16 protein-coding genes and 1 riboswitch are annotated in these 16103 nt (G+C 68.5%); of the genes, 9 read left to right on the top strand and 7 right to left on the bottom strand.

Translation table 11 applies throughout. The features are described 5' to 3' along the window. Positions 1-22 precede the first annotated feature (22 nt). Positions 23-589 carry a DUF3016 domain-containing protein gene (locus AC3WL7_RS11820; RefSeq protein ID WP_079220490.1) on the bottom strand — a complete coding sequence of 189 codons (567 nt, stop codon included), beginning with the start codon at positions 587-589 and terminating at the stop codon, positions 23-25. Between the two features lie 247 nt (positions 590-836). Here AC3WL7_RS11820 and AC3WL7_RS11815 point away from each other — a divergent pair, with 247 nt between their 5' ends. Together AC3WL7_RS11815 and AC3WL7_RS11810 are read left to right on the top strand one after the other, a co-directional pair. Continuing rightward, positions 837-2822 (top strand): hybrid sensor histidine kinase/response regulator, encoded by a 1986-nt coding sequence (locus AC3WL7_RS11815; RefSeq protein WP_492750426.1) that lies wholly within the window; start codon positions 837-839, stop codon positions 2820-2822. Between the two features lie 45 nt (positions 2823-2867). Further along, positions 2868-3161 (top strand): DUF3247 family protein, encoded by a 294-nt coding sequence (locus AC3WL7_RS11810; RefSeq protein ID WP_492750371.1) that lies wholly within the window; start codon positions 2868-2870, stop codon positions 3159-3161. 91 nt (positions 3162-3252) lie between these two features. On the opposite strand, the gene AC3WL7_RS11805 is transcribed toward AC3WL7_RS11810, so the two are convergent. Next, positions 3253-3516: a hypothetical protein gene (locus AC3WL7_RS11805; RefSeq protein WP_079220493.1), complete on the bottom strand. Its 264-nt coding sequence runs from the start codon at positions 3514-3516 to the stop codon at positions 3253-3255. A 159-nt stretch (positions 3517-3675) separates the two neighbouring features. Here AC3WL7_RS11805 and AC3WL7_RS11800 point away from each other — a divergent pair, with 159 nt between their 5' ends. Genes AC3WL7_RS11800 through AC3WL7_RS11790 form a run of 3 tightly spaced genes read left to right on the top strand, consistent with a single transcriptional unit; the run spans position 3676 to position 6124 of the window. Next, the gene (locus AC3WL7_RS11800) at positions 3676-4746 is read left to right on the top strand and encodes a class I SAM-dependent methyltransferase (protein WP_492750370.1); all 1071 of its coding nucleotides are present in this window, start codon (positions 3676-3678) and stop codon (positions 4744-4746) included. Beyond that, entirely contained in the window at positions 4743-5444 is a 702-nt protein-coding gene (locus AC3WL7_RS11795; protein ID WP_116863745.1) for a pseudouridine synthase, read from the top strand. The genes AC3WL7_RS11800 and AC3WL7_RS11795 overlap by 4 nt, the downstream gene beginning before the upstream one ends. Beyond that, on the top strand, positions 5441-6124 hold the full coding sequence (locus tag AC3WL7_RS11790) for an HAD family hydrolase (protein WP_492750369.1): 684 nt from the start codon (positions 5441-5443) through the stop codon (positions 6122-6124). The genes AC3WL7_RS11795 and AC3WL7_RS11790 overlap by 4 nt, the downstream gene beginning before the upstream one ends. A gap of 273 nt (positions 6125-6397) precedes the next feature. Here the strand turns inward: AC3WL7_RS11790 and fabB are convergent, their stop codons facing one another. Together fabB and fabA are read right to left on the bottom strand one after the other, a co-directional pair. Continuing rightward, positions 6398-7606 carry a beta-ketoacyl-ACP synthase I gene (gene fabB, locus AC3WL7_RS11785; RefSeq protein ID WP_492750368.1) on the bottom strand — a complete coding sequence of 403 codons (1209 nt, stop codon included), beginning with the start codon at positions 7604-7606 and terminating at the stop codon, positions 6398-6400. Next, a complete protein-coding gene (gene fabA, locus AC3WL7_RS11780) occupies positions 7606-8121 on the bottom strand; it encodes a 3-hydroxyacyl-[acyl-carrier-protein] dehydratase FabA (protein WP_108745897.1) in 516 nt (171 codons plus the stop codon). Before fabA ends, fabB begins: the two co-directional genes overlap by 1 nt. A 191-nt stretch (positions 8122-8312) precedes the next feature. Here fabA and dinB point away from each other — a divergent pair, with 191 nt between their 5' ends. Further along, positions 8313-9383 carry a DNA polymerase IV gene (gene dinB / locus AC3WL7_RS11775; protein ID WP_079220499.1) on the top strand — a complete coding sequence of 357 codons (1071 nt, stop codon included), beginning with the start codon at positions 8313-8315 and terminating at the stop codon, positions 9381-9383. Positions 9384-9534: 151 nt separating this feature from the next. Here dinB and AC3WL7_RS11770 read toward each other — a convergent pair whose 3' ends face one another. Together AC3WL7_RS11770 and AC3WL7_RS11765 are read right to left on the bottom strand one after the other, a co-directional pair. Continuing rightward, positions 9535-10446, bottom strand: a complete 912-nt coding sequence (locus tag AC3WL7_RS11770) for an MBL fold metallo-hydrolase (RefSeq protein WP_492750367.1) — start codon at positions 10444-10446, stop codon at positions 9535-9537. A gap of 93 nt (positions 10447-10539) precedes the next feature. Further along, a complete protein-coding gene (locus AC3WL7_RS11765) occupies positions 10540-11178 on the bottom strand; it encodes an NAD(P)-dependent oxidoreductase (RefSeq protein WP_492750366.1) in 639 nt (212 codons plus the stop codon). 108 nt (positions 11179-11286) lie between these two features. Here AC3WL7_RS11765 and AC3WL7_RS11760 point away from each other — a divergent pair, with 108 nt between their 5' ends. Genes AC3WL7_RS11760 through gph form a run of 3 tightly spaced genes read left to right on the top strand, consistent with a single transcriptional unit; the run spans position 11287 to position 13721 of the window. Further along, complete coding sequence (locus AC3WL7_RS11760; RefSeq protein WP_200734567.1) at positions 11287-12216, top strand: LysR family transcriptional regulator; 930 nt, start codon at positions 11287-11289, stop codon at positions 12214-12216. Next, positions 12213-13004 (top strand): class I SAM-dependent methyltransferase, encoded by a 792-nt coding sequence (locus AC3WL7_RS11755; RefSeq protein WP_492750365.1) that lies wholly within the window; start codon positions 12213-12215, stop codon positions 13002-13004. The genes AC3WL7_RS11760 and AC3WL7_RS11755 overlap by 4 nt, the downstream gene beginning before the upstream one ends. 60 nt (positions 13005-13064) lie before the next feature. Continuing rightward, the gene (gene gph, locus AC3WL7_RS11750) at positions 13065-13721 is read left to right on the top strand and encodes a phosphoglycolate phosphatase (protein ID WP_492750364.1); all 657 of its coding nucleotides are present in this window, start codon (positions 13065-13067) and stop codon (positions 13719-13721) included. A 99-nt stretch (positions 13722-13820) separates the two neighbouring features. Here the strand turns inward: gph and btuB are convergent, their stop codons facing one another. After that, positions 13821-15668: a TonB-dependent vitamin B12 receptor gene (gene btuB / locus AC3WL7_RS11745; protein ID WP_492750363.1), complete on the bottom strand. Its 1848-nt coding sequence runs from the start codon at positions 15666-15668 to the stop codon at positions 13821-13823. Between the two features lie 117 nt (positions 15669-15785). Beyond that, positions 15786-16008, bottom strand: a riboswitch (cobalamin riboswitch). Positions 16009-16103: the final 95 nt, after the last annotated feature.

Raw genomic sequence — 16103 nt, 5'->3', positions numbered from 1 at the left:
GGCCATGCCCGGCGGCTTTTGATCAACGCGCGGCAGTCGCCTGCGTGGCCAGCTGGCGCTTCACCCAGTCATCGATCAGGCGCTTCTCGAAACGCAGCGGATCGTTGTCGCTGCGCACCCCGATGTTGTGCAGGTAGCCGCTGTCGCTCAGCTTGGCTTCGCCTTCATTGATGATGCCGCCGCTGGCGTCCTTCAGCGTGTACCGCAGGGTGATGCGCGGCGGGTAGATGTCGCGCATGATCCGGATGTCGTCGCCACGCGGGCCGTGCCACGGCTCGTAGTCGCCGGCGCGCTTGATGTCCACCAGGGTCACATCGAGGGTCTGCCCGGGCTGCAGCGGCTTGGCCGCTGCGGTCTGCAGGTAGCGGGCCAGCTGCTGCACCCAGTCACCCCGCTGCGCCTCGAAGCGGTTGGTGCTCTGGCGGATCTCGGTGAAGGTGGCCGGGTCGTCCCACTTCACGCTGACCGGGCCATTGGCCTGCAGGGCCCGCGGTGCCTGCGGATCGGTGACAGTGCGCGGCGCAGCGGTGGCGCTGCCCACGGCCAGGGCGCCGGCCATCAGCAGGGCGGCGCAGAGCGAACGGTTCATGACGGTCTCCTGCGTCCCGTGATCGGGACGGTCTGGGGCTACAGGCCGAGTGTGATCCTGCGCATGGCCGCCAGCAATGGCCGATTGCGTCAAATGCGTCACTAGTTGTCGCCAATTCATGGTCGTCAAGCGTGACTGACGGCGCTTGACGCTGTGAATACGCGCTCTGGAAGATGCTGTACCTCCACCCGGTCCGCCTCCCACGCCCTTGTCCACACTGCCGCCCCTCGCCGAGCGCCCGCCCTTGATGGCGCCGGCGCCCGAACCCGACCTGCATCATCGCGTGCTCGAGCACATCAATGCCGGCTTCTGCGTGATCCAGGTGCTGTTCGAAGGCGACCTGGCGGTGGACTACCGCTTCCTGGAGGTCAACGAGGCCTTCGAGCGCCATACCGGCCTGAAGGGCGCGCAGGGCAAGCGCATGAGCACGCTGGAACCGCAGCACGAGAGCGACTGGTTCCGCATCTATGGCGAAGTCGCGCGCACCGGGCAGCCGGCGCAGTTCGAGATGGATGCGCGCGCGCTGGGCCGCTCGTTCGCCGTGGACGCGGTGCGCGTGGGCGAGCCGGGCGAGGACAAGGTCGGCATCCTGTTCTTCGACGTGACCGCGCGCAGGCAGATCGAAGTGGAGCTGGGCGAGAGCGAGGCGCGCTTCAGTGCGCTGGCCGACGGCCTGCCGATGCCGGTCTGGGTGCTGGACGAGCGCGGCCATGCCCGTTTCGTCAACAGTGCCTTCAGTGAATTCTTCGGTGGCGACGAAACCCGCGTGCCGGAAGATGTCTGGCGCGGCCTGGTGCATCCGGACGACGCCTCGGTGTTCGAGTACGAACTGCAGGAAGCGCTGAAGGCACAGCGTTCGATGCACGCGCTGGTGCGTGCGCGGCGTGCCGATGGCCAGTGGCGCTGGCTGGAAATGAACGCACGGCCGCGCTTCTCGCGCATGGGCCGCTTCATCGGCCTGGCCGGCAGCAGCCCCGACGTGACCGAGCGCCGCGAGATCGAGCTGGCACGCGAGGAGCTGCTGCAGTCCGAGCGTGCCGCGCGCAGTGCCGCGGAAAACATGGCGCGGCTGAAGGACGAATTCCTGGCCACGCTGTCGCACGAGCTGCGCACGCCGCTGACCACCATCCTTGGCTGGAGCGAACTGCTGCTGCAGCGCGTGGACAACACCAGCCCGCTGTTCAAGGGCCTGAACGTGATCGCCAGCAGCGCGACGGCACAGAAGCGCCTGATCTCGGACATGCTGGACCTGAGCAGCATGCTGCTGGGCAAGGTGCAGCTGGAAGTGGAGGTGCTGGACCTGCGCCTGCAGCTGGGCGAAGCGCTCGGCGCACAGGAACCGGTGGCCGAGGGCAAGGCGCTGGACGTCACCCTGCAGCTGCCCGAACAGCCCTGCCTGGTGCTGGGCGATGCCACGCGCCTGCAGCAGGTGCTCTGGAACCTGCTGTCCAACGCCATCAAGTTCACCCCCGCCGAAGGCCGCATCGAGGCGCAGCTGCGCGCCGATGGTGGCTACTGGACGATCACCCTGCGCGATACCGGCGACGGCATCGCGCCTGAATTCCTGCATCACCTGTTCAGCCGCTTCCGCCAGGCCGATGGCACCACCACCCGCCGCCATGGCGGCCTGGGCCTGGGCCTGGCCATCGTGCAGCAGCTGGTTGAACTGCATGGCGGCACGGTCAGCGCGGCCAGCGAAGGCCATGGCCATGGCTCCACGTTCACCGTGCGCCTGCCGCAGTACATCCCCGATGCCGACCGCCGGCCGCTGCGCGAAGTGTTCAGCGGGCCGATCCTGGAACCGATGGTGGTCGAGCCGTATCCGCTGCGTGGCCTGCATGTGCTGGCCGTGGAAGACCAGCCCGAAGTGCTGGAGTACCTGCGGCGCATGCTGGAGGAGCAGGGCGCCAGTGTCTCGGCGGTCAGTTCGGCCGGTGAAGCGCTGGCGCTGCTGGCCGACAGCGGCCACCTGCAGTACCACGTGATGCTCACCGACATCGGCATGCCGGGCATGGACGGCTATGGCCTGGTGCGTACGCTGCGCGAGGACATGGGCGTGGAGGCGGCAGAGCTGCCGGCCGTCGCGGTGACCGCGCTGGCCCGCGCCGATGACCGCCGCCGCGCGCTGGCGTCCGGCTTCCAGGAGCACGTGGCCAAGCCGTATTCGGTAGCCCAGCTGGTCTCGGCGGTGCGCAGCGTGCAGCCCCTGCGCGCAGGCAGCGCATTGCACTGAGCATTCACGGCGGATCGGCGAACCTGCCTGCAAGGAGGTTCACCGATGTCCCGTATTGCTCCCCGCATCCATACCGACCCGGCGCAGATCGCGCGCCTGGAAGCCCTGTTGCCGCAGCTTGATGGCGAATGGCAGGTGCAGGTGACCCTGCACGATGGCCAGCGCCTGCTGGGCACCGTCGCCGTGCGCCCGACGCTGCAGCAGTACCGCAACGAAGCGGGCGATGAAGGCAGCAACGGCCAGCTGCGCCTGGACGACTACGACAACCCGGTGCAGCAGCACCACCTCTGGCTGGACGAGATCGCCAGCGTCAGCCGCCTGCCGCCCAAGGCGCCCTGATCCGATGTGGCGCCGCGGCTACGCCGCCGCCCGAGCATGGGCTCGGGCGCTACTGTAGAGCCGAGCCCATGCTCGGTTGATCACCGGTCGATCAATGCTCGAACACGGTCGGCGTCGCTTCGAACCGGCGCGCATACGCACGCTCGTCGGCCACCCGGGCCACCTCCTCGTCGGCCAAGTCCGGTGCGCCGTATACCGCGTAGGCCACGCTGCCATCGGCGCCATGGCCGACTTGGTGCAGGCGGTAGCGCGAATGCCCACCACCGGTGTCCTCGGGGTAATGCACGGGCGGATGGCTGCCTTCCAGGTCCATTTCACTGTTGTCGACCACTCCACCGACGAACAAGGCGCGCATGCAGGTTCTCCTGGGGTTGCTGGGGGTGAGTCCCTACCCTGAACGCTTCGATGTTGTCGGCACATCAACAGCCCGTTGAAGTTTCGCAAAGCGGCGCGCCGGGGCCGGCACGGCCAAGCCGGTACAATGGACGGCCCTACGCTTGAAGTACCCGCGCCGATGGCCTCCAGCAACGACGCCCCCCTGCAGACCCTGCTCCTGCCGTTCAGCAACGGCGCCCTGCACTGGCCCGACGGCCCGGTGGCCTTCCTCCGTGCCCGTGATGGCTGGCCGCTGCGCGAGATCGCCGGCAACCGCGAAGTGCATTGCGAGCAGAGCTTCGCCCCGTTTGCCGAGCCGCTGCAGCAGGCCGCCGGCTGGACCGTCAGCGGCCAGATCGACGATGCCGCTGGCAAGGGCCGCTACCCGCTGGTGCTGGTGCTGCCGCCGCGCCAGCGTGAAGAGGCCCGCGCGCTGTTCGCCCGCGCCCTGGCCCTGGTGGCCGAGGGCGGCCGCATCGTCGCCTGCCAGTCCAACAACGAGGGCGCCCGCTCCGGCGAAGGCGACCTCAAGCAGTTGACCGGCCTCGGCGGCTGCCTGACCAAGAACCACTGCCGCGTGTACTGGACCGCCCCGCTGCAGGGCCAGCACGATGCCGACCTGGCCAAGCGCTGGAGCGCGCTGGACGCGGTGCGTCCGATCGTCGGCGGCCGCTTCCTCAGCCGCCCGGGCGTGTTTGCCTGGGACCGCATCGACCCGGCCTCCGCGCTGCTGGCCGAACACCTGCCGGCGGATCTGGCCGGCCGTGCCGCCGACCTCGGTGCGGGCTATGGCTACCTGTCGCGCGAGCTGCTGGAACGCTGCCCGAAGATCACCGCGCTGGACCTGTATGAAGCCGAGCAGCGTGCGCTGTCCCTGGCCGAACTGAACCTGGCACCGCCGCCGCGCGCGCTGCCGCTGCGCTTCCTGTGGCGCGACGTCACCGCCGGCATCGAGCCGGGCTACGACGTCATCATCAGCAACCCGCCGTTCCACACGCCCTCGCGTGCCGACCGCCCCGACATCGGCCAGCGCTTCATCGCCGTGGCCGCGCAGGCGCTGCGCCCGGGTGGCCGCCTGTACGTGGTGGCCAACCGCCACCTGCCTTACGAGTACACGCTCAACGAGAGCTTCGGCGCGGTGCGCGTGGTGGCCGAGCGCGATGGCTTCAAGCTGGTGGAAGCGGTGAAGGCGCAGGGGAAGGGCAAGTGAAGCTGGTCAAGCTGATCGCCAACCTCGGCTATGGCAGCCGCAAGCAGGTGCAGTGGATGTTCCGCGAGGGCCGCGTCACCGATGCCGATGGCGAAGTGCTGTACGCCGATGACCAGGTGCCGCACGAGGCGATCCGGGTCGACGGCGAGCCGCTGGATCCGCCGGTGGGCCTGTCGCTGGCCCTGTACAAGCCGGCCGGCTACACCTGCTCGACCAAGGACACCGGCCGCCTGATCTACGACCTGCTGCCGCCGCGCTTCCGCGACCGCGACCCGGTGCTGTCCACGGTCGGCCGCCTGGACCGCGAGACCAGTGGCCTGCTGCTGCTGACCGACGATGGCGGCCTGCTGCACCGGATCATCTCGCCCAAGTCGAAGCTGCCCAAGGTCTACGAAGTGGAACTGGCCGAAGACCTGCGTGGCGACGAAGTGGCGCAGTTCGCCAGCGGCACGCTGATGCTGGAAGCGGAGAAGACGCCCCTGCTGCCGGCTGAACTCGAGGTGCTGGGCCCGCGCAAGGCGCGCCTGGTGCTGCACGAAGGCCGCTACCATCAGGTACGCCGCATGTTCGCCGCCGTCGGCAACCACGTGCAGGCCCTGCACCGCAGCCGCGTCGGCGGCCTGGACCTGCAGGGGCTGGACGAAGGCCAATGGCGGATGTTGACCCCCACCGACCTGGACACCCTGTTCGCTCCATGACTTCACTCGCAGCGCTGCCGTTCCTTCCGGATGCCGTCATCTTCGACATGGACGGCCTGATGATCGACAGCGAGCGGGTGTCGATCGCGTGCTGGAGCCAGGCGGCCGCCGAATCCGGGCTGCCCCTGGACGAAACGTTCTTCGTGCGCATGGTTGGCCTGGGTGACCGAGACAGCCAGGCGCTGCTGCGCGGGCAGGGGGTGTCGGACGCGGTGATCGCGGCGATGGCCGCGCGCTGCCACGACCTGTACGAAGCGCGCACGCAGACCGGCCTGCCGCTGCGGCCGGGTATCGTGGAACTGCTGGAACTGCTGAAGACGCACGGCATTCCGCGCGCGGTGGCGACCACCACGCGGCAGCCGCGGGCCAACCGCAAGCTGGCCGCCGCCGGCCTGCTGCCGTATTTCGATGCGGTCATCACCAGCGGCGACGTCGCCCACCCGAAGCCGGCGCCGGACAGCTACCTGCTGGCCGCGCAGCGGCTGGGCAAGGCGCCGGAGCGCTGCCTGGCGCTGGAGGATTCACCGGCCGGCACGCGCGCCGCCGTTGCGGCAGGCATGACCGTGATCCAGGTGCCGGACCTGGTGCATCCGGATGAAGAACTGCGCGCGCTGGGCCACCGCATCGTCGGCTCGCTGGTGGATGCCCACGCCCTGCTGGTGCCGCTGCTGCCAACCTGACGGTGGGACCACCGCTCCGGTGGGTGCCGACCGTTGGTCGGCACGCTTCACCGCTCTGGTAGATGCCAACCTTGGTTGGCACTGAGCCGAGCATGGGCTCGGCTCTACACCTCCACCACCACCGCTCCGGTGGGTGCCGACCGTTGGTCGGCACGCCTCACCGCTCTGGTAGATGCCAACCTTGGTTGGCACTGAGCCGAGCATGGGCTCGGCTCTACACATCCACCACCACCGCTCTGGTGGGTGCCGACCGTTGGTCGGCACGCCTTTCAATCACACCCGGCCGAACACCAGCGCTGCGTTGGTGCCACCAAAGCCGAAGCTGTTGGACATCACCGTATCCAGCTTCTGCTCGCGGCTTTCGCGCAGGATCGGGAAACCTTCCACCGCCGGGTCCAGCTCGGTGATGTTGGCCGAACCGGCCACGAAACCATCGCGCATCATCAGCAGGCAGTAGATCGCCTCGTGCACGCTGGCGGCGCCCAGCGAGTGGCCCGACAGCGCCTTGGTCGACGACAGCGGCGGCACGGCATCGCCGAACACTTCGCGGATCGCCCCCAGCTCGGTCACGTCGCCCAGCGGCGTCGAGGTGCCGTGGGTGTTGAGGTAATCCAGCGGGCGATCGACGTTCTGCAGCGCCATCTTCATGCAGCGCACGGCACCTTCGCCGGACGGGGCGACCATGTCGGCACCGTCGGAGGTCACGCCATAACCGATCAGCTCGGCATGGATGCGCGCGCCGCGGGCGACGGCGTGGTCGTAGTCCTCCAGCACCAGCATGCCGCCGCCACCGGCGATGACGAAGCCGTCGCGGTCCTTGTCATACGGGCGCGAGGCGCTGGCCGGGGTGTCGTTGAAGCTGGTCGACAGTGCGCCCATCGCATCGAACATCACGCTCATCGACCAGTGCAGGTCTTCACCACCACCGGCGAACATGATGTCCTGCGCGCCGTGGCGGATCATGTCCGCGGCCGCGCCGATGCAGTGCGCCGAGGTCGCGCAGGCAGCCGACAGCGAGTAGCTGACGCCCTTGATCTGGAAGGCGGTGGCCAGGCAGGCCGACACGGTGGAGCACATCGTGCGCGGCACCATGTACGGGCCGACCTTGCGCACGCCACGGGCGCGCAGCAGGTCCACGGCACCCACCTGCCATTCGCTGGAACCACCGCCGGAACCGGCGATCAGGCCGGTACGCAGCGCGCTCACCTGTTCCGGCGACAGGCCGGCATCGGCGATGGCATCGCGCATGGCAATGTAGGCGAAGGCCGCCGCATCGCTCATGAAGCGCTTCTGCTTGCGGTCGATCTGCGCATCCAGGTCGAGGTCGACGCGGCCACCGATCTGGCTGCGCAGGCCGGCTTCGGCGTGGTCGGGCAGCGCGGTGATGCCGGCGCTGCCTTCCCGCAGCGCCGAGGAAACGGTATCCAGATCATTGCCCAGGCACGAGGTGATGCCCATGCCGGTGATGACGACGCGACGCATCAGAAGCTCCCGGTTTCAGTGAACAGGCCCACGCGCAGGTCGCGGGCGTTGTAGATCTCGCGGTCGTCCACGTACATGCGGGCATCGGCCTGGGCCATCACCAGCTTGCGGTTGATGACGCGGGTGATGTCGATCTCGTAGCGCACCCGCTTGGCTTCCGGCAGCACCTGGCCGGTGAACTTCACCTCGCCGCAGCCCAGGGCGCGGCCCTTGCCGGGCGCACCCAGCCAGGTCAGGTAGAAACCGGTCAGCTGCCACATGGCATCCAGGCCCAGGCAGCCAGGCATCACCGGGTCGCCGATGAAGTGGCAGCCGAAGAACCACAGGTCCGGGCGGATATCCAGTTCGGCACGTACCATGCCCTTGCCATGCGGTCCGCCGTCCTCGCGGATTTCGGTGATGCGGTCGAACATCAGCATCGGGTCGTTGGGCAGACGGCCGGCGGCGGCGCCGAACAGTTCACCGCGGGCGCTGGCCAGCAGCTGGTCACGGTTGAACGCGTGGAGACGAGTCATGGAAAGCGCATTCCTGGAAGCGAAAACAAGGCAACAAGTCCCCGAGAATGCACGACGGTTGCAACGGGAATCAAACCGCCGCACCGTACGCGTGCGTAGTGTTTTCCCTGGGAATCACGCATCCCGTTGATGCACAACGACCATACTTGGCCGTCTGGAGCGGTACGGTGCGGGTATGATGTCCGCCAACCATGAACGCACTGCGCAAGATCATCCACGTCGACATGGACGCCTTCTACGCGTCGGTGGAGCAGCGCGACGATCCGTCACTGCGCGGCAAGCCGGTGGTCGTGGCCTGGCGCGGTGCACGCTCGGTGGTGTGCGCGGCCTCCTACGAGGCCCGTGTGTTCGGCGTGCGCTCGGCAATGCCCGCCCTGCGCGCCGAGCGCCTGTGCCCGGATGCGATCTTCGTGCCGCCGGATTTCGCGCGTTACAAAGCCGTGTCACGCCAGGTGCGCGAGATATTCCTGCGCCATACCGACCTGGTCGAGCCGCTGTCGCTGGACGAGGCCTACCTGGACGTGACCGCGCCGAAGAGCGGCATCGAACTGGCCACCGAGATCGCCCGCACCATCCGCGCGCAGATCCGCGAAGAGACGAACCTGACTGCTTCAGCCGGCATCGCGCCGAACAAGTTCCTGGCCAAGATCGCCTCGGACTGGCGCAAGCCTGACGGCCAGTTCGTCATCCCGCCGCAACGCGTGGACGCGTTCCTGCTGACGCTGCCGGTGAAAAGCGTGCCGGGCGTGGGCAAGGTGATGGAAGGCAAGCTGGCCGAGCGCGGCATCGTCACCTGCGGTGACCTGCGCAACTGGACGCTGCCGGACCTGGAAGAAAACTTCGGCAGCTTCGGCCGCAGCCTGTACAACCGCGCCCGCGGCATCGATGAACGCCCGGTGGAGCCGGACCAGCAGGTGCAGTCGATCTCCTCCGAGGACACCTTTGCCGAAGACCTGCTGCTGGAAGACCTGGGCGAGGCCATCGTGCAGCTGGCCGAGAAGACCTGGAATGCCACGCGCAAGACCGAACGCATCGGCCACACCGTCGTGCTGAAACTGAAGACCGCCCAGTTCCGCATCCTCACCCGCAGCTTCACTCCGGACCGTCCACCGGAATCGATGCAGGAACTGCGCGACATCGCCCTGTCCCTGCGCGCCCGCGTCGACCTGCCTGCCGACACCCGCTACCGCCTCGTAGGCGTTGGCCTGGGGGGATTCCGCGATAAAGAACCGGTGGTGCAGGGCGAACTGTTCGGGCACTGATCAACCCCGTGCCGACCAACGGTCGGCACCTACCAACAGCAGCGGGAAGCTGTCGGCACCCACCCCGGCAACCCACGGATACCCAGCTGTTGCCGTTGCCGTTGCATTGAGCAGGTGCAGGGCGCAGCCCTGCAAAAAGAAACTACCTACCTCACGGCCACTGCATCTCGCCCTTGGCCACCTTCGCACTCAGCTCCAGCGACGCAACGCCCTCCAGCGCCGGATAGCGCGCCTGCATCGCCTTCACCAGCGCCGCACTGTCCTTCGCCTGGCCCGCCTCCGCATCGAACGCACGGATGTAGCCTGCAGTGAAACGCAGCGCGCTCGCATCCAGTGCCGCACCCGGCGCGTAATGGCCCGGCACCACCACCTTCGGCTTCAGCGCCTGCAGGTGCTGCAGCGTCTGCAGCCAATCGGCATGCGACTGCGGCGTCTGTGTATCGGCCATCCACACGTGCTCACCGGCCACCACCGGAATGCCACCGACGATCGCACGCAGCGACGGCACCCACAGCACCGTGCGGTCGGGTGTCGGCCCGTCCAGCCCGATCAGCGGCAGGCGCTGGCCTTCCAGCTGCAGTGCATCGCCGTCCAGCACCTGCGGCAGCACGATGCGCGCAGGTACATCGGCACCCATCTTCGGGCCCCAGTAGGCCAGCTTGCCGGCCTGGGTCTGCGTGATGTGGGCAACGGTCTGCGCCGTGGCGACGATGCGTGCCTGCGGGAACGCATCCTGCAGCGTGGCCAGGCCGAAGTAGTAGTCCGGATCGCCATGGCTGATGTAGATCGTGGTCAGCCGCTTGCCGCTGGCGCGGATCCTGTCGGCCAGCGCAGCCGCATCGCTGGCGGCAAACTGCGCATCGACGAGGATCGCCTCATTGCGGCCTTCGATCAGCACCGAGGACACGGAGAACATCGCCTGCGGCCCGGGATGGAAGGTCTGCAGGTGCAGTTGTGAGTGCGCCGCAGGGGCGGTGGCAGGCGCCGCCGCGGTGGCACGCAGCGGTGCACTGGCGAAACCCGCGGCCAGCGCGAGGGGAAGCAGCAGGGCAGCAGTACGCATCAACGATTCCTCGTGTAGAGCCGAGCCCGTGCTCGGCTGCAGTGGTTGCCTCAAGCCGAGCGCAGGCTCGGCTCTACAGGGGAAACGTATCGATCAATACGCCGCAGTGATGATCTGCTTCGGGTACTTGCCCGCTTCCAGCTCGGCCACGAATGCCGCACCGTAATCGGCGTAGCTGATGCGGCTGTGGCCGCTGGCATCGGCCAGGAAGGTCTTGGCCTGCACGCGGTACTGGCCGCGCTCTTCGCCGGGGCCGATTTCCGCGGCCGGCGAGAAGAAGGTCCAGTCCAGGTCCTCCACCGCCTGCAGGCGCTTCAGCGCTTCGCGCGCGGCAAGTGCGTACGGCTTGTAGGCGGCGGGGAAATCCGGGGTGTCGACCAGCTGCACGCCCGGTGCGATCTCCAGGCTGCCGGCGCCACCGACCACCACCACGCGCGGCACCTTGGCCTGGCGTGCGGCGGCGACCAGCTGGTCGGCCACGCTGGCGATCTGGCCGATGTCATCACCCGGGCGCGGGCCATAGGCGCTGGCCAGCACGTCATGGCCGGCGATCACGGCGGCCAGGGCGGCGGTGTCGTCCAGCGCGGCGATGGCCAGCTGGGCACCGGCCAGCTCGGACGGCAGGTCTTTTTCACTGCGGACCACGGCCGTCACCTGGTGGCCGTGGGCGAGGGCGTGGCGGGCGATCTGGCGGCCGATGTTGCCGGTGGCACCGACGAGGGCGATCTTCATGGCGGAACTCCTTGGGGCGGAATGGGGTGGGAACGAGGCCACTGTAGGCCGCTGCAGTTGCTCGAAAAACAGCGTATAACGCGCTTGTTTGTTGCATGGATCGAGCAGATGGACCGATTGACAGCCATGACCGTGTTCGTCGAAGTGGCCGAGCGTGGCAGCCTGACCGCTGCCGCCGAGGTGCTGGACATGTCCCGCGCGATGGTCAGCCGCTACCTGGCCGAGGTGGAGGGCTGGCTGGGCGCACGCCTGCTGCACCGGACCACGCGGCGGATCAGCCTGACCGGCGCCGGTGAAGCCGCGCTGGCGCGCTTCCGGCAGATGCTGGCCATCGGCGAGGAACTGCAGGGCGAACTGGCCAGCGACGATCCCGAGCCGCACGGCACCCTGCGCATCACCGCCAGCGTGTCGTTCGGGCAGAGCCACCTGGCGCGCGCCGTGGCGGCCTTCGTGCAGCGCCACCCGGCCGCGCGCATCGAACTGCTGCTGGTCGACCGCATGGTCAACCTGGTGGAGGAGCGCGTGGACCTGGCCGTGCGCATCGCCCGCCAGATCGATCCCAGCCTGATCGCGCGACGGCTGGCCACCTGCCGTTCGGTACTGTGCGCCACGCCTGCCTACCTGCAGGCACACGGCACGCCCAGCGCGCCGGAGCAGCTGCCCGCGCACAACTGCCTCACCCACCACTACGTCGGCAGGAGCCTGTGGCAGCTGCATCGCGACGGTCGCTCGCTGTCGGTGGCGGTGGGCGGCAACATCAGCGCCAACGAAGCCTCCCTGCTGCTGGAAGCGGTGCGCGCCGGTGCCGGCATCGCCATGCTGCCGACCTACCAGGTGGCACCGCTGCTGCGTTCGGGCGAACTGGTGCAGCTGCTGCCGGCCTATGCGCTGGACGAGCTGGGCATTCATGCCGTGTACGCATCGCGTCGACAGCAGCCCGCTATCATGCGGCGGTTCCTGGATTTCCTGGCCGAGTGTTTCGCCAGCCCGGCATTCCAGGATCTGGATTGGCGCCCACCGGTCAAGGAGGACACATGAGCCATGGACAGGGATTGCTTGAGCACAACCGCGCGGCGTGGGACCGCCAGGCACGCGAGGCCAGCGACTGGTCGCGCCCGGTTGATGCCGAAACCATCGCTGCCGCACGCCAGGGACGCTGGCAGGTCCACCTGACGCCCCGCCCGCTGCCGCTGGACTGGCTGGGCGATGTACGCGGCCGCCGCATCCTCTGCCTGGCATCGGCCGGTGGCCAGCAGGCGCCGGTGCTGGCCGCCGCTGGCGCGGTGGTCACCGTGTTCGATCTGTCCGACGGGCAGCTGGCGCAGGACCGCCGCGTGGCCGAGCGCGATGGGCTGTCACTGCGCACCGTGCAGGGCGACATGCGTGACCTGCATGCCTTCGCCGATGGCAGCTTCGATGTGGTGTTCCACCCCATTTCCAACCTGTACGTGCCGGATGTGCGCCCGGTCTGGGCCGAGTGCCAGCGCGTGCTGGCGCGGGATGGCCTGCTGCTGGCCAGCTTCTACAACCCGGTGGTGTTCGTGGGCGCGCGCGATCCGCAGCTGCAGGAACAGGGCCTGATCCGCCCGCAGTACGCCATTCCGTATTCGGACCTGGAAGACCTGCCGGCCGAAGAGCGCGAGGCCAAGTTGGCCCGTGGTGAAGCACTGACCTTCGGCCACAGCCTCGGCGACCTGATCGGTGGCCAGCTCGATGCCGGCTTCGTGGTCGAGCGCTTCATGGAAGACTGGCAGCCGCGCCCGCGTTTCCTGATCGACCGCTACCTGCCCACCTTCCTGGCCACCCGTGCCCGCCGGATCGGCTGAGGCGGGCGCGGAAATGCCGGGGCGTACAATGGACGGCCCACGTCGTACAGGTACCGTCCCTTGTCGTATCCCTATCCGTTGGTTGTGTTTGATCTGGACGGCACGCTGGTGGACAGCGCGGCTGACATTGCCGAAGCGCTGAACCGCACGCTGGAAGACATCGGCGTCGCGCGCGTGCCGGAAACCACCGTGCTGGGCTGGATCGGTGATGGCGTGCGGCGGCTGGTCGAGCAGGCCGTGCACGCCGCCGGTCGCGACGTGGACCTGGCCGAGGTGATGCCGACCTTCATGGTGCATTACCGCGAATGCCTGCTGCGCAGCCCGCGCCTGTTCGATGGCGTGCCGGAAGCCTTGGCCCTGCTGCGCGCGCGCGGCGTGCCGCTGGCCATCTGCACCAACAAGCCGGCCGCGCTGGTACCGCCGTTGCTGCAGCACCTGGGCATTGCGGATGCGTTTTCGCTGGTGCTGGGCGGTGATTCGCTGCCGCAGCGCAAGCCCAGTGGCGAGCCGCTGCGGCACATCGCCGCGCACTTCGGGCAGGCGGTGGACGCCTGCCTGATGGTGGGTGATTCGCTCACCGATTACCGTGCCGCCGAAGACGCCGGCATGCCGATCGCGCTGGTGCGCTATGGCTATCCGCGTGGCCTGGACCTGGACACCGCGCACGCCGTGTCGGTCATCGACGATCTGCGTGAACTGCCCGGCCTGCAGCGCTGACGCACTGGGTAGTGCCGGCCGCTGGCCGGCAACCCGTTGCACGCTGCCATAGACCATGACGTTGCCGGCCAGCGGCCGGCACTACCATGGCCGGCGTGGTTATTTCGGCTGGTACCGCACGCTCAGCTGGTACTCGCGGCCCGGCTGGTTGAACCACGCCACGGTCTCGTAGCGGCGGTCGAACACATTGGCTGCGCGGGCCAGCAGCGACCACGACGGCGTCAGTGCGTACTCCGCGCGCAGGTCCAGCGTGCCGTAGCCGCCCACCTTCACTGCGTTGCTGGCGTCGTCGAAGCGCTTGCCCGCACCCTGCACGGTCAGTCCGGCGCGGAAATCGCCGAAGCGGCGGTCCACGTCCAGGCGCGCGGTCTGCTGCGCGCGGCGCGGCAGCCAGTTGTCGAACTGCGCGCTGCCAGCGGTGCGGTTGCGCGGGTCGGTGTAGCTCAGCTGGCCATTGATGTCGAAGCCGGCCAGCACCACGCCTGCGGTCAGTTCGGCACCACGGATACGCGCCTTCTCGATCTGCTGCATCATGAAGGTCGTCGCATCGTAGGTGATCAGGTCATCGATGCGGGTCTCGTACACGTCCACGCCCCAGTGCCAGCCCTGGCCTTGCTGCGACAGGCCGATGTTGGCGCTCTTCGACGTCTCCGGATCCAGCGTCGGTACGCCGCTCCACGGGTCGTACAGGTCGCTGAAGGTCGGTGCCTTGAACGCCGTGCCATAACTGGCATTCACGCGCAGGCCGTGGCCCAGGTCCATCGCCCAGCCGAGGCTGCCGGTGGCGTGGTTGCCGAACTGCGCGTTGTCGTCGTTGCGCGCGCTCACCTGCAGCTGGTGGTGGCCGAAACGGCCCTGGTACTGCACGAACACGCCGGTGTTGCGGCGGCTGTCCACGAGATAGCCCGCGCTGCTGCCATCCAGGTTGTCCTCGCTCCAGTCCACGCCGGTACTCAGCAGCTGGCCCTCGGCCAGGCCGATATCGGCCTGCAGCGAGGCGTTGTCGCGGTGCGTCTGCGCGCTGCCGGACACACCGAAGTCGCCGACGTTGTCCGACTCGTTGTCGCTGCGGCCGACGCTGGCGGTGAAGGCCAGTCGCTCGGACGGGGTGTAGCGCACCTTGCCGGACATCACCTGCTGCAGCGTTTCCGAGTAGTTGTAGTAGCCGTCGTAGTGGTTCTCGCCTTCGGCACGCAGGGCGCTGCCTTCCACGCTCCACTGCTCGTTGAAGGTGTAGCCACCGCGCAGGCTCTTGGACAGGTTGCGGTAGCCATCGCGGTCGGGCTCATCGGCGAAGCAGCCGGTGAACAGCGTGGCCGAGCCGCGGCAGGCGTTGATGCCGTCGGTGTGCTGGTAGGCGATATCGGCGCCGAACCAGCCGTGCTCGCCGCTGCCACCGATGCCACCGCTGGCTTCGCGCAGGCCATTGCTGCCGCCGCCCAGCTGGAAGTGCGGCGCAAACCCGCCCTGGTTGCGGCGGGTGAAGATCTGGATGACGCCACCAATGGCATCGGCGCCGTACAGGCTGGACTGCGGCCCGCGCACGATTTCCACGCGCTCGATCTGCGCCAGCGGCAGGTCCTGGTACATCGCCAGGCCAAGGTCGGCACTGTTGATGCGCACGCCATCGACCAGCACCACGGTGTGCGAGGAATTGGTGCCGCGCAGGAACAGCGAGCTCTGCTTGCCGAGGCCACCGCTGTTGGTCAGGTTGATGCCGGCGCGGCCCGCCAGCAGTTCCTGCAGCGAGGTGGCCTGGCTGGATTCGATATGTGCGCGGTCGATCACCTGCGCCGGTGCGATGCTGTCCTGCAGGGCGATGGGGGTGCGCGTGGCGGTCACCAGCACCTGGTCCAGCGCAGCGGTGTCATCGCTCGCCTGGGCATGGGCCAGGGCGGGCAGGGCGGCCAGCACGGCCAGGGACAGCATTCGGAACTGCAGCTTCATCGGGAGGACTCCGGGTGCCACGCACGCCCGCGTGGCGAAGGGGAGGAGCCACGAAGGCAGGCACGCGCCGAAGCCGCGGCAGAGGCCGCGATCATCCAGCGCCATGCCCACCGCATCGCGACCTGAGGCTTCCGGGCCGGTCTCCGGGCTTGCCGCCAGGTGGCGCGAGGCCACCGTCCAGGCGCCTTCCCATGCCGGTGGCACAGTGGCGGTATTGCCTGGAACAGACGTGCTTACCGTTGCGGGGGCAGCGCCGGCCTGGCGTGTTGCCACGCGTCACCGGCTTCCCGTTTCAACCTGCCGGCCGCGGCCGCAGGTCACCTGGAAGTGGGCGCAGTCTACGGCATCGCCGGCGGCCCGGTAGAGTCGAGATCCTATGTTCGCAGTCAAGCCTGCAGGAAGCGGGCTTGGCCCACCTTCAACAGGGCTGGATCG

The organism is Stenotrophomonas sp. FW305-3-2-15-E-LB1, assembly GCF_058787375.1.
Note: the sequence above shows the minus strand (reverse complement) of the source record. Positions and strands in the feature narration are given on the sequence as shown.

Bases quoted from the DNA above. Each gene is read 5' to 3' on its own strand.
- AC3WL7_RS11760 (WP_200734567.1), top strand. From the start codon at position 11,287: ATGGACCGATTGACAGCCATGACCGTGTTCGTCGAAGTGGCCGAGCGT.
- AC3WL7_RS11800 (WP_492750370.1), top strand. From the start codon at position 3,676: ATGGCCTCCAGCAACGACGCCCCCCTGCAGACCCTGCTCCTGCCGTTC.
- dinB (WP_079220499.1), top strand. From the start codon at position 8,313: ATGAACGCACTGCGCAAGATCATCCACGTCGACATGGACGCCTTCTAC.
- AC3WL7_RS11790 (WP_492750369.1), top strand. From the start codon at position 5,441: ATGACTTCACTCGCAGCGCTGCCGTTCCTTCCGGATGCCGTCATCTTC.
- AC3WL7_RS11770 (WP_492750367.1), bottom strand. From the start codon at position 10,446: ATGCGTACTGCTGCCCTGCTGCTTCCCCTCGCGCTGGCCGCGGGTTTC.
- AC3WL7_RS11755 (WP_492750365.1), top strand. From the start codon at position 12,213: ATGAGCCATGGACAGGGATTGCTTGAGCACAACCGCGCGGCGTGGGAC.
- AC3WL7_RS11805 (WP_079220493.1), bottom strand. From the start codon at position 3,516: ATGCGCGCCTTGTTCGTCGGTGGAGTGGTCGACAACAGTGAAATGGAC.
- fabB (WP_492750368.1), bottom strand. From the start codon at position 7,606: ATGCGTCGCGTCGTCATCACCGGCATGGGCATCACCTCGTGCCTGGGC.
- AC3WL7_RS11820 (WP_079220490.1), bottom strand. From the start codon at position 589: ATGAACCGTTCGCTCTGCGCCGCCCTGCTGATGGCCGGCGCCCTGGCC.
- AC3WL7_RS11765 (WP_492750366.1), bottom strand. From the start codon at position 11,178: ATGAAGATCGCCCTCGTCGGTGCCACCGGCAACATCGGCCGCCAGATC.
- btuB (WP_492750363.1), bottom strand. From the start codon at position 15,668: ATGAAGCTGCAGTTCCGAATGCTGTCCCTGGCCGTGCTGGCCGCCCTG.
- AC3WL7_RS11815 (WP_492750426.1), top strand. From the start codon at position 837: ATGGCGCCGGCGCCCGAACCCGACCTGCATCATCGCGTGCTCGAGCAC.
- AC3WL7_RS11810 (WP_492750371.1), top strand. From the start codon at position 2,868: ATGTCCCGTATTGCTCCCCGCATCCATACCGACCCGGCGCAGATCGCG.
- fabA (WP_108745897.1), bottom strand. From the start codon at position 8,121: ATGACTCGTCTCCACGCGTTCAACCGTGACCAGCTGCTGGCCAGCGCC.